Below are 12,171 nucleotides of genomic sequence, written 5' to 3' on the forward strand. Positions count from 1 at the left end.
AGACCCGGGGTCCAGTAGTGCCGTCACTCACTGCAAAACAATATCAGCCGGGAACGGTCGAACGGGGCGACCAGCGCAGACATTGTTGCGGGCCGTCACGGCGTCGCGGCGATATGTCTCGAGGTCGCCGAGCACGCGGTCGGAAATGCCGCAGACGTCCTGATGGTCATAGGCGTAATCGACGACGGCGTTCCAGGCGCGCGAGGCCTGGATGTAGCGGTCGCAGCGGCCGGCCATTACTGCGCGTGTCGTCGGCTTTGAGGCTTCGACCGCCTCGCTGCGCAGGCGTGTCAGTTCGGGGCATTGCGGCTGGGCGCGGGCCTCACGGCACAACCCGGCGAGCGCGATCATTGCGACGACCCGCAAAAGAATACGCATCGGGTTTCCCCGCTTCGGTTGTTCTGCGTGCGAGCATACCTTTGGAGTGCAACAGCGTCCAGTGACCCCGGACACTGCAGCATCAAAGTACCCCGAAGACCGCCAGCGCCAGCACGGCCTGGGCGAGGAAGCCGACGGTGAATGCGAGCGTGCGGAAGATCGGGATCCCGATGGCGTAGACAATGATATGTGCGACGCGCGACCAGAAATACACCGCGCAGGCGAGCACCGTCCATTTCGTCGAATAGTCGATTGCGTTGAGGATCAGCACCAGCGGCGCGAAGATCACGAGGTTTTCGACCGCGTTGTCGTGCGCGAACATCAGCCGGTTGGCCCATTCGGCTTGCGCCTTGTCGTTGCGCGACGGATTGGCCATGGCGCCGCTGAAGCCGCGAACCTGGCAGCGGTTGATCATGTAGGGAATCCAAAGCACTCCGGTCAGGATCACCGTCAGTGTCAGCCAGAACAGTTCGCGCGTCATGGTCCGGTCCCTTCTGTCGTCGCTGTGGTGAGAGCGAGTCTATACGAAAGCGCGGACGATTCCGCTATGCGCGAACCCTGACATAGCTGCCGGGCGCATCCTCGATCGGCGGGAACGTCTCGCTGCCGACCGGACGCGCCGGGACCTCCTCTGGATCCAGCTCGCCGAGCCATTGGCGCCAGTCCGGCCACCATGAGCCCTTGTGCTCCACCGCGCCCTTCATCCACTCGGCGACGCTGACGTTCTTGATGTTGTCGTTGGTCCAGTACTGATACTTGTTCGAGGCTGGCGGATTGATCACGCCAGCGATGTGGCCCGAGCCCGACAGCACATATTTCACCGGGCCGCCGAAGAATTGCGAGCCGTACAGCACCGATTCCGCCGGCGCGATGTGATCCTCGCGGGTGGCGAGATTGTAGACGGGGACCTTGACCTTGGAGAGATCGAGCAGGGTATTGTCGAGCACCATCGTGCCGGTCGAGAGCCGATTCTCCAGATAGCAGTTGCGCAAATAATAGGAATGGTTGGCCTGGGTCATCCGTGTCGCGTCCGAATTCCAGTGCAACAGATCGAACGCACTCGGCTGCTGGCCCTTCAGGTAGTTGCTGACGACATAGGACCAGATCAAATCGTTGGAGCGCAGCATGTTGAAGGCCATCGCCATCTTCGAGCCTTCGAGCACGCCGGCCGCCTTCATGTCCTGCTCGAGGGCTGCGATCTGCTCCTCGTCGACGAACACGAGGAGATCGCCGGCATGGGTGAAGTCGACCTGGGCGGCGAAGAACGTCGCCGATGCAACGCGCTGGCGGCGTTTCTCGGCGAGCCAGGCCAGCGTCGTCGCGAGCATCGTGCCGCCGACGCAATAGCCGGCTGTGTGTACCTTCATCTCGCCAGTGATCTTCTCGATCACGTCCATCGCCGCGAGCGGGCCTTCCTTCATGTAGTCTTCCCAGCCCTTGTTGCCGAGCCGCTTGTCGGGATTGACCCATGAGATCACGAACACGGTGATGCCCTGGTCGACGCACCACTTAATGTAGGATTTCTCCGGCTTGAGATCGAGGATGTAGAACTTGTTGATCCAGGGCGGCACGATCAGGAGCGGGGTGCGTAGCACTTTCTCGGTGGTCGGCGCATACTGGATCAGCTGCATCATTTCGTTCTGGTAGATCACCTTGCCCGGCGTCGTCGCCATGTTGACGCCGACGACGAGATTGTCCGGATTGGACTGGCGGATCTTCAACATGCCTTTGCCGGCCGCGATGTCCTCGGCCAACATCTTCAGGCCGCGCGCGAGATTGCCGCCGGACGTGGCAAGTGTCTCGCGCAGCACCTCCGGATTGGTCAGCACGAAGTTGGACGGCGACAGCGCGTTGGTGACCTGCTGGACGTAGAACTCGGCCTTGCGGCGGGTATGCGGATCGAGCCCTTCGGCAGCGCGCACCAGCTCCTGCGCCCATTTGGTCGTGAGCAGATAGAGCTGCATGACGAAATCGAAGAACTGGTTCGACTTCCATTCGGGATCGGCAAAGCGCTTGTCACGCGGCGAGGGCGTGATCGCGGGCGGGGCGTCCTGGCCTGCCATGCGGCGGACCGCCGAGCCCCAGAGGTCGAGATAGTCCTTGGCGAGCTTGGTCTGGAGATCGGAGGAGCGGGACGTGTCCGACAGCCAGTATTCGGCGACCGAGGTGAAGGTCCTGACGATCTCGGCAAGCTCGGGCGGCGGGCGATCCTGCACCTCGCCGGTCTCGCGCGGTTTGAGGTAGGCAGCGAGCGCCTTGCCACCGCTCTCCATCGCCCGCGCGACATTCATCGCGAAAGCTTCGGCATCGAACTTCGTCTCGAACGGGGTGCCGGATTTGGGCGTGTCGGTTGTGACGGTACTCATGCGCAGAACAGTAACGATTCATTCTGTATTCGTCACCGCGAAGCTCGCATGTTTGGCGTTAAACACTCTCGAAGATGTGTTGCAGCGCGACAAATTTTCTTGGTTCCGTCACAATCGAGCCGCACCGCTCGGCTTGGTAGTGCCGGGTGGTTTTCTCGCTCACACCATTTTGGGCAGCCATGGTTTGAGCTTGGGGGCGGTCTTGGGTAAGGTTGCCCTGGGGGCCGTGCTTCGGGACGAGTAGGGGATTTCCCAAGTGTTGGCGTTATGGGACCTGCAAAAGACGCTGCCGATCTGCGGCGCGCTGTTGATCGCGGCGCTTGCCTTGGGCGGCTGCTCAAGCCAGCTCGCGGATATGACGCCCGCGGATGCGCAGGCGCATCCCAGGGAGCCAGGCAGCTATCTGCCGGTGCATGATCTACCGCCGGATCGCGATCAGGCGACCATCCCGCCGGAGCAGCGCGCCAAGATCGAGGCCGAGCTTGCCGCGGCGCGCGATCGTCAGGCCTTGGCCGCAAAGGACGCCAAGTGAGCAAGTGAGGCGGTGCAAGGTAATCGCTGGCGCCCCCGTCTTGCCGTGCTAAAAGACCTCAGTTCAGCCAATAGCCAGGGCGAACGACTTCAGCCGCCATCGTCGATGATTGCTCTAAGTATTTGATTTCGAGTAATTTTCGTGAAGGGGCTGGGCGCGTTTCCGAAGGGCCGTCATGGCCTGTCGATTCTGTCCTGACCGGTTGCCCGGAGCCCAGAGAGCCATGGAAGAGTTTTACCGCATCCGCCGCCTGCCGCCTTACGTGTTCGAACAGGTCAACCGGGCCAAGGCGGCCGCGCGGAATGCCGGCGCCGACATCATCGACCTCGGCATGGGCAATCCGGACCTGCCGGCGCCGCCGCACGTGCTCGAGAAGCTCAAGGAGACTCTTGGCAAGCCGCGCACCGACCGCTACTCGGCCTCACGCGGCATTCCGGGGCTGCGCCGGGCCCAAGCTGCCTATTACGCCCGCCGCTTCGGCGTGAAGCTCAATCCCGATACTCAGGTCGTCGCGACGCTCGGCTCCAAGGAAGGCTTTGCCAACGTGGCGCAGGCCATCACCGCGCCGGGCGACGTCATCCTCTGTCCGAACCCGAGCTATCCGATTCACGCCTTCGGCTTTTTGATGGCGGGTGGCGTGATCCGCTCGGTGCCTTCCGAGCCGACGCCGCAATTCTTCGAGGCGGCCGAGCGGGCGATCATCCATTCGATCCCCAAGCCGCTGGCGCTCGTCGTCTGCTACCCCTCGAACCCGACCGCCTATGTCGCAAGCCTCGACTTCTACAAGGACCTCGTCGCGTTCGCGAAGAAGCACGAGATCCTGATCCTGTCTGATCTCGCTTATGCCGAAGTCTATTTCGACGAGAGCAACCCGCCGCCCTCGGTGCTCCAGGTGCCCGGCGCGATGGACGTCGCCGTCGAGTTCACCTCGATGTCGAAGACCTATTCGATGGCCGGCTGGCGCATGGGCTTTGCGGTCGGCAATGAGCGCGTGATCGCGGCGCTCGCCCGCGTCAAATCCTATCTCGATTACGGCGCGTTCACGCCGGTCCAGGTCGCGGCGACCGCCGCATTGAACGGTCCGGACGATTGCATCAAGGAGATGCGCGACACTTACCGCAAGCGCCGCGACGCGCTGGTGGAATCGTTCGGCCGCGCCGGCTGGGAGATTCCGCCGCCGGAGGCCTCGATGTTCGCCTGGGTGCCGCTGCCGGAGGCCTTCCGCAGCATCGGCAGCATGCAGTTCGCGACCCTGATGGTGGAGAAATCCGGCGTCGCGGTCTCGCCCGGCGTCGGCTTTGGCGAGCATGGCGAAGGATATGTCCGCATCGCCATGGTGGAAAACGAGCAACGGATCAGGCAGGCCGCGCGCGGCGTGCGCCGTTTCCTTGAAAGCGGCGTCGAAACGTTGCACAACGTGGTTCCGCTCGCCAATCGGCGCTAGTTCTCTTCTGCAGGTTTTCTGAACTATCATGGTCGCACCCCTGAAAGTGGGCATAGCGGGGCTCGGCACCGTGGGTGCCGAAGTCGTCCGTTTGATCGAAACGCAAGCGCGCGTGCTGACGGGACGCAGCGGCCGCGGCATCCGCGTCGTTGCGGTCACCGCGCGCTCGAAGGCGAAGAAGCGCGGCGTCGACTTGCGCGGCGTCGAATGGGCGAGGGATCCAATGGCGCTTGCCACCCATGCCGAGGTCGATTGCTTCGTCGAGCTGATGGGCGGCGCCGGCGATCCCGCGCTATCGGCGGTGGAAGCCGCGCTCAATGCCGGCAAGTCGGTTGTCACCGCCAACAAGGCGCTGCTCGCCAAGCATGGCCTCAAGCTCGCCAAGGCGGCTGAAAAGCACGGCGGCGCGCTGAATTTCGAGGCAGCGGTCGGCGCCGCGATCCCTGTCATCAAGACGTTACGCGAGGGGCTTGCTGGAACCGGCGTCAACCGCGTCTATGGTATCCTCAACGGCACCTGCAATTACATCCTGACCCGGATGGAGCAGGAGGGCCTGTCCTTTGCCGAATGCCTGAAGGACGCGCAGCGGCTCGGCTATGCCGAGGCCAATCCGTCCTTCGACGTCGACGGCCACGACACCGCGCAAAAACTCGCCATTCTCGCCAGCCTGGCCTTCGGCACGAAAGTTGCTCAAAGCGCGGTGTATGTCGAAGGCATCTCATCCATCGCGCCGGAAGATCTGCGCGCGGCGGCGGATCTCGGTTACCGCGTCAAGCTGCTCGGCGTTGCGGTTCGCACGGCCACGGGCATCGAGCAGCGCGTGCATCCGACCATGGTGCCAAAATCCTCCTCGATCGCGCAGGTGATGGGTGTCACCAATGCGGTCACGATCGACGGCGAGGGGATTCCGCCGATCACGCTGGTCGGGCCCGGCGCAGGCGGCGCCGCGACCGCGTCCGCGGTGGTAGCCGACATCGCCGACGTTGCGCGCGGCATTCGTGCCAATCCGTTCGGACGGCCGATTTCGCACTTGCGCGACACCAAGAAGGCGCCGATGGAGCGGCATGAGGGCGGTTATTACATCCGCCTGCTCGCCCGCGATTTTCCCGGTACTGCGGCTGCGATCGCCACGCGGCTCGCAGAACAGAAGATTTCGATCGAATCGATCGTGCAGCGTCATCCCAATGGCGGCGCTGCTCCCAGCGACGGCAAGACGGTCCCGGTGCCGGTCATCCTGATCACTTATGCGACCCATGAGGACGCCGTGCGCCGCGCGCTCGCCGCAGTCCAGCGCGACAAGGTGATCAGCGGACGGCCGCAGGTGATCCGGATCGAGAAGAACTGACACGGTTCGAACGAACTGTGGGTGTTACGAGTTGACGCGGACGGAGATGTACGTCCAAAACCGTTTCGAAGGAGTGAGCCGATGTCGACCCATATTTCAGTCCCGCCGCAAGCGTTGCTCGAGCGCATCCTCACGCTGGAGATCGTGCGGGTGACGGAGCGGGCGGCGGTGTCCTCGGCGCGGCTGCGCGGGCACGGCAACGAGAAGCAGGCTGACCAGGCTGCCGTCGACGCCATGCGCCGCGAGCTCAACAAGCTGCCGATCGAAGGCACTATCGTGATCGGCGAAGGCGAACGTGACGAGGCACCGATGCTCTTCATCGGCGAGAAGGTCGGCATGAATGCCGGTCCCCAGGTCGATATCGCGGTCGATCCGCTCGAAGGCACCACGCTATGCGCCAAGAACATGCCGGGCTCGATCGCCACAATGGCGATGGCCGACGGCGGCACGCTGCTGCATGCCCCGGACGTCTACATGCAGAAGCTCGCGATCGGACCCGGCTACGACAAGGGCGTCGTCGATCTCGATGCCTCGCCGGCTGACAACGTCCGCCGCCTCGCCAAGGCCAAGGGCGTCAAGCCTGATGGCATCACCGTTCTCGTGCTCGATCGTCCGCGCCATGCCGACATCATTGCGAGCGTGCGTTCGACCGGCGCCGCCGTGCGCCTGATCACCGACGGCGACGTCGCCGGCGTGATCCATTGCGCTGACCCCGACAATACCGGCGTCGACATGTATCTCGGCACCGGCGGTGCGCCGGAAGGCGTGCTCGCCGCGGTGGCGCTGCGCTGCATCGGCGGTCAGATGCAGTGCCGCCTCATCCTCGACTCCGAGGAGAAGCGCGAGCGCGCCGCCAAGATGGGCGTCAACGATCCCAAGATGATCTACGGCATCGAGGACATGGCGCGCGGCGACTGCCTGTTTGCCGCCACCGGCGTCACCACGGGCTCGCTGCTCTCGGGCGTCAAATTCCGCAAGGACGGCGTGATCGAGACCGAGACGGTGGTGATGCGCTCCGTCACCGGCACCGTGCGCTACATCAAGGCCGAGCACCGCGAGCTGGCCAAGTTCCATCTGGATTGATCCAGGCAACACCACTGTCATCATTCCGGGGCGACGGGACCGCGCAACGCGCGGCCCGGAGAGCCCGGAATCCATCGGGCGACAGTCTCCGACGCGCAATAGATTCCGGGTTCGATGCTGCGCATCACCCCGGAATGACGATAAGAAAAAGAGGGAAGCGCCATGTCCGATCTCTCCGCCGTCAAAGCCCTTGTTTTCGACGTGTTCGGGACCGTGGTGGACTGGCGCACCAGCCTGATCACCGAGTTCATGTGGTGGGGCAGGCAGCGCGGCATCAGCGCTGATTGGACTGCGCTCGTCGATGGCTGGCGCGGCATGTACATGGCTTCGATGGACGACGTGCGCAAACATCCCGAGCGCGGCTATGTCATGCTCGACGATCTGCACCGCCGCTCGCTGGAAAAGCTGGTCGATCAATTCTCGATCAAGGGCCTCACCGGAGCCGATCTCGACTATCTCACCAAAGGCTGGCACCGCCTGCATCCCTGGCCCGACAGCGTCCGCGGCCTGACCCGGCTGAAGACGAAATTCGTGATCGCGCCGCTGTCGAACGGCAATGTCGCGCTGCTCACCAACATGGCGAAGTTTGCAGGGCTGCCGTGGGACCTCATCATGTCCGCCGAACTGTTCGAGCACTACAAGCCCGATCCCGAGACCTATCTCGGCGCCGCGCGCCTGCTCTGCCTCAAGCCCGAAGAGGTAATGATGGTCGCGGCCCACAACGGCGATCTTGCGGCCGCGCAGAAGAACGGATTGAAGACCGCGTTCGTGGCGCGGCCGACCGAGTACGGACCGTTGCAGAAGGTCGACTTCGAGGCGACCGGCAATTGGGACATCGTCGCAAAGAATTTTGGCGGGATCGCCGACAAGCTCGGGTGCTAGCGACGTCCTTGATAGCTTGTCCGCGGCAACGCCGGTCCGGGCAGCGCGCGCCGCCCGGACCTGATTTCGAAGCTACAAGGTCATCTTCATCGGCTCCGGATAGTAGTGGAAGCCTTCGCCTGTCTTGGCGACATGGCCGTAGCCGGGCCAGGCGAAGTGATAGGACATCACCGGGATCTTGTTTGCCGCAAGCATCGTCAGCAGCTTGACGCGCGAGTCTGCCGCCTGCTTCGGGTCGGTGTCGTAGGAGAACTCCATCCTCGGCCGCTCCAGCAGCAGCACCGAATGGTGCGAGAGATCGCCGAGGAAGGCGAACGATTTGCCCGCCGAGGAGACCATGAAGATGGTGTGTCCGACGGTGTGACCGGGCGCGGCGATGGCCTGCACGCCCGGCAAAAATTCCTGGCCGTCCTTGAAGAACACGATGCGGTCGCGGACCGGCAGCAGGTTCTTGCGGGCGTGGAGGACGAAGTCCTTGGCCGGGCTGCCGAGCTTGCCCTCATCGGTCCAGAAGTCGAAATCGGACTGGGAGATGTAGACCTGCGCGTTCGGAAACAACGGTTTGCCGCCCTCGTCCACGATGCCCCCGATGTGGTCGATATGGGCGTGCGAGCACACCACGGCGTCGATGTCCTCCGGCTTGATTCCGGCTTCCGTCATGCTCTTCTGCTGGCGGCCGGTGCTGGCGCCGAACATCTTTGAGCTGCCCATGCCGGTATCGAACAGGATGAGCTTGTCGCCGGTGTTCACGATCGGCGAATTCTGTTCGAGCACGACATTGTCCGGCGACAGGAAATTGTCGGCCAGCATCTTCTTGACCTCTTCCTTGGGAACGCCGGTGAAGGTCCCGGAGGGATCGCCGAGCGGCAGCGGTCCATCGGATACGACGGTCACCTCGGCATCGCCGAGAATGAAGCGGTGCCAGTAGGGCGTCTGGGTGCCGAGCTTGGGTGCCCGCGCCATCGCGCTGCTGCCGAGCAGCGCGCTGGCGCCAAGGCCGGCCCCGAGTGCGAGAAGAGATCGACGTGAGACATCGATTGTCATGCGTTTTCTCCGCTTTTTTGACCTGCGCGATTGTTGGCGCGGTGTGACCGGCCCCGGTCCGCGATGAGACCGGAGGTCGGCGGAAGGCATGCTGCGCCGGTTGCGATGAGCTAGCAAGTGGAATTGGTTCGCGGACGCATACCGGGCAGGGACACGGCGTGCGGAGGCACGTTCCGCAAAAACAAAGCACCGCGGAATTGCGCCTTACGCAATTCTCAGCGTGAGGTCATTGCCGTCTGTTTCGGCAAAGCCGGCCTGTAAGACCTCTTCGCGCTTATGGCGCAGATGCGCACGCAGGATGTGGGCGAGGCCGGCACCGTCACGGCGCTGGAGCGCATTGAGGATTGCCTCGTGCTCCCTAACGGCGAGCGCCCAGCGCTGCGGCGTCATCGGCGTGACGTAGCGCGCGCGGCGGATGCGCGCTGTCACCGAGGTGTAAAGGCTCGCGAGCACCGGGTTTCCGGCCGCGTTGACGATGGCTTCGTGAATTGCGCGGTTGCCGCGATAGTACTGGATCAGGTCACCCTCGCGATAATGCTGCACCATGTCCGCATGCGCGGTGGCGATCGCGTCGATCTCGGCGTCCGTGATGCGCTCGCAGGCAAGCTCGCCGGCAAGGGCTTCGAGGCCCTGGCAGACCTCGAACAGGTCGCGCATGTCCTGGTCGGTCAGCTTCGCCGCGCGCGAGCCGCGATGCGGCAGCAGCTGCACGAGGCCTTCGGCGGCCAGCACCTTGAGCGCCTCGCGCAGCGGCGTGCGCGAGATTTCGAGCCGCTCGCATAGCTCGCGCTCCGGAATGCGCGCCCCTGGCGGGATTTCACCGTCGAGCAGGATGGCGCGAATGCGGCCGACGACTTCTTCGTGAAGCATGGTCCTGAAACTCTATTTGCATGCAAAAATGGACATACAGACAAAAATTCGCAAGTTCCAGCTTGAAAATTCCAAATTTTGCATTCAAAACTGTAAAAAAGCAGAAAGGGTGTGGGGAATGGACCTGCAAGTGGAGGCAGAAGACCTCGTTTTCGAGCGCCAGGACGGCATCGGGCGGATCACCTTTAACCGGCCGCAGGCCCGCAACGCCTTCACGTTTGCCATGTACGAGCGGCTCGCTGCGATTTGCGAGGAGGCCAACCGCGACCCTGCGATCAAGGTGCTGGTGCTGCGCGGGGCTGGCGACAAGGCGTTCGCCTCGGGCACCGACATCAACCAGTTCCGCGAATTCAAGACGCCGCAGGACGCCATCGATTACGAGAACCGCATCGATCGCGTGCTCACAACGCTGGAGCAGTGCCGTGTGCCGACGATCGCGGCGATCAACGGGTTCTGTACCGGAGGCGGGGCCGGCATCGCCGCGGCCTGCGACCTCCGCATCGGCACCAACAGCGCCAAGATCGGTTTCCCCATCGCCCGCACGCTTGGCAATTGCCTGTCGATGTCCAATGTCAGCCGTCTCACGGCGCTCATCGGCGCCGCGCGCGTCAAGGATCTGATCTTCACCGCGCGCCTGGTCGATGCCACCGAGGCCGCAAGCATCGGGCTGCTCGGCGAGGTCGTGGACGATCTTGCCGCGCTCGATCGGCGCACTGACGAGGTCGCTCGGCTGCTCGCCAGTCATGCGCCGCTGACGCTGAATGCGACCAAGCAGGCGGTGACCCGCCTGCAAAGACGGCTGACGCGGGACGAGGGCGAAGACCTCATCCTGACGTGCTACACGAGCCAGGATTTTCGCGAAGGGCTCGATGCTTTCCTCAACAAGCGCGCGCCGCAATGGCGCGGCCAATAGGACGGGCCAATGCAGAGCGATCGATCGCAATCCACCTCCCGCCGTTCGGGACCGCTCGCCGGTCTCAAGGTCATCGATCTCACCCATGTCATGGCCGGGCCGACCTGCACCTTGATGCTCGCCGACATGGGCGCCGACGTCATCAAGATCGAGAAATGGCCCAATGGCGACGATACCCGCCATTCGGTGCCGCCGAAGATCGGCGATGAGGCGGCCTCGTTCCTGATGATGAACCGCAACAAGCGCGGCGTCGTGCTGGATCTGAAGACCGACGGTGGCAAGCAGGTGCTTCGGCGGTTGATCGCGAGCGCCGATGTGCTGGTGGAGAACTTTGCGCCCGGCGCGATGGAGCGTCTCGGTTTCGGTTACGAGGCACTGCACGCGGAATTTCCCGCGCTGATCTACTGCTCGCTGTCGGGCTTCGGCCGCACCGGCCCGTACAAGCACCGCCGCGGCTTCGATCTGGTCGCGCAGGCCATGAGCGGCATCATGAGCTTTACCGGCGAACGTCCCGACGGTCCGCCCGTCAAATGCGGCCCGCCACTGTCGGACATCACCGCCGGTCTGCTGGCGAGCATGGGCATCCTCGCGGCCTATACGCACCGTCTCAAGACCGGCGAAGGACAGTGGGTGGAGACTTCGCTCTATGAAGCGGCCCTGGTGCAGACCTATTGGCAGTCCACCATTGCGCTGGCCGCGGGCACGGCGCCGCGCGCGATGGGCTCGGCCCATCCGCTCAATGCGCCCTATCAGGCGTTCGAAGCCTCGGATGGCTGGCTCGTCGTCGGCGGCGCCAACAAGAAGCATTGGCTGTTGATGCTGGAAGCACTCGGCGCCAGCGAGCTCGCCACTGATCCGCGCTTCCTCACCGGCTCCGACCGTATGGCACATCTGAAGGAGCTGGAAGCCGTCTTGAGCGAACGCTTCCGCACCAAATCGCGCGCGCATTGGCTTGCGGCGCTGGACGAGAAAGGCGTGCCGTGCGGCCCCGTGCACGACATGCTGGAAGCCCTCAGTGATCCGCAGACGCTGGCGCGCGAGATGGTTGTCGAGGTCGAGCACTCCACGCTCGGTCCGGTGAAGACGATCGGGCTTCCCATCAAGTTTTCGGAGACGCCAGGCAAAGTTCGGTCAGGCGCGCCGGTCTATGGTGAGCACACAAGTGAGGTGCTGGCCGAGCATGGGTTCGACCAGAAGCAGATCGAAGCGCTCGAAAAAGAAGGCGCAATCGTGCTGGCCTCGGCAAGTCGCGAGGAACGCGTCGCCTGAGCGGACGTCGATAAGACAACAACAAAAGACAAAAATCAGCTGGAG

Annotated in this window: 13 protein-coding genes; 8 read left to right on the plus strand and 5 right to left on the minus strand. The window is 63.6% G+C overall.

All coding sequences use genetic code 11. The features are described 5' to 3' along the window. Nucleotides 1–27: 27 nt before the first annotated feature. The 3 genes from IVA98_RS03565 to IVA98_RS03575 all read right to left on the minus strand — a co-directional run bounded on the left by IVA98_RS03565 (nucleotide 28) and on the right by IVA98_RS03575 (nucleotide 2,744). Nucleotides 28–378 carry a hypothetical protein gene (locus IVA98_RS03565; protein ID WP_247334757.1) on the minus strand — a complete coding sequence of 117 codons (351 nt, stop codon included), beginning with the start codon at nucleotides 376–378 and terminating at the stop codon, nucleotides 28–30. 82 nt (nucleotides 379–460) lie between these two features. After that, the gene (locus IVA98_RS03570) at nucleotides 461–859 is read right to left on the minus strand and encodes an MAPEG family protein (RefSeq protein WP_247334758.1); all 399 of its coding nucleotides are present in this window, start codon (nucleotides 857–859) and stop codon (nucleotides 461–463) included. A 64-nt stretch (nucleotides 860–923) separates the two neighbouring features. Next, nucleotides 924–2,744, minus strand: a complete 1,821-nt coding sequence (locus IVA98_RS03575; protein WP_247354279.1) for a PHA/PHB synthase family protein — start codon at nucleotides 2,742–2,744, stop codon at nucleotides 924–926. On the opposite strand from IVA98_RS03575, the gene IVA98_RS03580 reads away from it, so the two are divergent. The 6 genes from IVA98_RS03580 to IVA98_RS03605 all read left to right on the plus strand — a co-directional run bounded on the left by IVA98_RS03580 (nucleotide 2,743) and on the right by IVA98_RS03605 (nucleotide 8,030). Beyond that, nucleotides 2,743–2,988 (plus strand): hypothetical protein, encoded by a 246-nt coding sequence (locus IVA98_RS03580; protein WP_247334760.1) that lies wholly within the window; start codon nucleotides 2,743–2,745, stop codon nucleotides 2,986–2,988. The genes IVA98_RS03575 and IVA98_RS03580 overlap by 2 nt on opposite strands. Before the next feature lie 12 nt (nucleotides 2,989–3,000). Next, nucleotides 3,001–3,276, plus strand: a complete 276-nt coding sequence (locus tag IVA98_RS03585) for a hypothetical protein (protein ID WP_247334761.1) — start codon at nucleotides 3,001–3,003, stop codon at nucleotides 3,274–3,276. Nucleotides 3,277–3,499: 223 nt separating this feature from the next. Continuing rightward, entirely contained in the window at nucleotides 3,500–4,720 is a 1,221-nt protein-coding gene (locus IVA98_RS03590) for an LL-diaminopimelate aminotransferase (protein WP_247280964.1), read from the plus strand. Nucleotides 4,721–4,748: 28 nt separating this feature from the next. Beyond that, complete coding sequence (locus tag IVA98_RS03595) at nucleotides 4,749–6,065, plus strand: homoserine dehydrogenase (protein WP_247334762.1); 1,317 nt, start codon at nucleotides 4,749–4,751, stop codon at nucleotides 6,063–6,065. Between the two features lie 81 nt (nucleotides 6,066–6,146). Beyond that, entirely contained in the window at nucleotides 6,147–7,148 is a 1,002-nt protein-coding gene (gene glpX / locus IVA98_RS03600) for a class II fructose-bisphosphatase (RefSeq protein WP_247280966.1), read from the plus strand. Nucleotides 7,149–7,310: 162 nt separating this feature from the next. Further along, nucleotides 7,311–8,030 carry a haloacid dehalogenase type II gene (locus tag IVA98_RS03605; protein ID WP_247354280.1) on the plus strand — a complete coding sequence of 240 codons (720 nt, stop codon included), beginning with the start codon at nucleotides 7,311–7,313 and terminating at the stop codon, nucleotides 8,028–8,030. A gap of 72 nt (nucleotides 8,031–8,102) precedes the next feature. Here IVA98_RS03605 and IVA98_RS03610 read toward each other — a convergent pair whose 3' ends face one another. Further along, a complete protein-coding gene (locus IVA98_RS03610) occupies nucleotides 8,103–9,074 on the minus strand; it encodes an MBL fold metallo-hydrolase (protein ID WP_247334764.1) in 972 nt (323 codons plus the stop codon). A gap of 204 nt (nucleotides 9,075–9,278) precedes the next feature. Then, nucleotides 9,279–9,944, minus strand: a complete 666-nt coding sequence (locus IVA98_RS03615) for a GntR family transcriptional regulator (RefSeq protein WP_247296893.1) — start codon at nucleotides 9,942–9,944, stop codon at nucleotides 9,279–9,281. Nucleotides 9,945–10,062: 118 nt separating this feature from the next. Between IVA98_RS03615 and IVA98_RS03620 the strand changes: the two genes are divergently transcribed. Both IVA98_RS03620 and IVA98_RS03625 read left to right on the plus strand, forming a co-directional pair. Further along, nucleotides 10,063–10,857, plus strand: coding sequence for an enoyl-CoA hydratase/isomerase family protein (locus IVA98_RS03620; RefSeq protein ID WP_247334766.1), 795 nt, complete (start codon nucleotides 10,063–10,065; stop codon nucleotides 10,855–10,857). A gap of 9 nt (nucleotides 10,858–10,866) precedes the next feature. After that, complete coding sequence (locus tag IVA98_RS03625) at nucleotides 10,867–12,126, plus strand: CaiB/BaiF CoA transferase family protein (RefSeq protein ID WP_247334768.1); 1,260 nt, start codon at nucleotides 10,867–10,869, stop codon at nucleotides 12,124–12,126. Nucleotides 12,127–12,171: the final 45 nt, after the last annotated feature.

The sequence above is a fragment of the Bradyrhizobium sp. 160 genome (genome assembly GCF_023073735.1).
In the GTDB taxonomy this organism is placed as follows: domain Bacteria; phylum Pseudomonadota; class Alphaproteobacteria; order Rhizobiales; family Xanthobacteraceae; genus Bradyrhizobium.

Coding starts and splice junctions, on each gene's coding strand:
- IVA98_RS03565 (WP_247334757.1), bottom strand. CDS start 378: ATGCGTATTCTTTTGCGGGTCGTCGCAATGATCGCGCTCGCCGGGTTG.
- IVA98_RS03570 (WP_247334758.1), bottom strand. CDS start 859: ATGACGCGCGAACTGTTCTGGCTGACACTGACGGTGATCCTGACCGGA.
- IVA98_RS03580 (WP_247334760.1), top strand. CDS start 2,743: ATGCGCAGAACAGTAACGATTCATTCTGTATTCGTCACCGCGAAGCTC.
- IVA98_RS03575 (WP_247354279.1), bottom strand. CDS start 2,744: ATGAGTACCGTCACAACCGACACGCCCAAATCCGGCACCCCGTTCGAG.
- IVA98_RS03590 (WP_247280964.1), top strand. CDS start 3,500: ATGGAAGAGTTTTACCGCATCCGCCGCCTGCCGCCTTACGTGTTCGAA.
- IVA98_RS03595 (WP_247334762.1), top strand. CDS start 4,749: ATGGTCGCACCCCTGAAAGTGGGCATAGCGGGGCTCGGCACCGTGGGT.
- glpX (WP_247280966.1), top strand. CDS start 6,147: ATGTCGACCCATATTTCAGTCCCGCCGCAAGCGTTGCTCGAGCGCATC.
- IVA98_RS03605 (WP_247354280.1), top strand. CDS start 7,311: ATGTCCGATCTCTCCGCCGTCAAAGCCCTTGTTTTCGACGTGTTCGGG.
- IVA98_RS03610 (WP_247334764.1), bottom strand. CDS start 9,074: ATGACAATCGATGTCTCACGTCGATCTCTTCTCGCACTCGGGGCCGGC.
- IVA98_RS03615 (WP_247296893.1), bottom strand. CDS start 9,944: ATGCTTCACGAAGAAGTCGTCGGCCGCATTCGCGCCATCCTGCTCGAC.
- IVA98_RS03620 (WP_247334766.1), top strand. CDS start 10,063: ATGGACCTGCAAGTGGAGGCAGAAGACCTCGTTTTCGAGCGCCAGGAC.
- IVA98_RS03625 (WP_247334768.1), top strand. CDS start 10,867: ATGCAGAGCGATCGATCGCAATCCACCTCCCGCCGTTCGGGACCGCTC.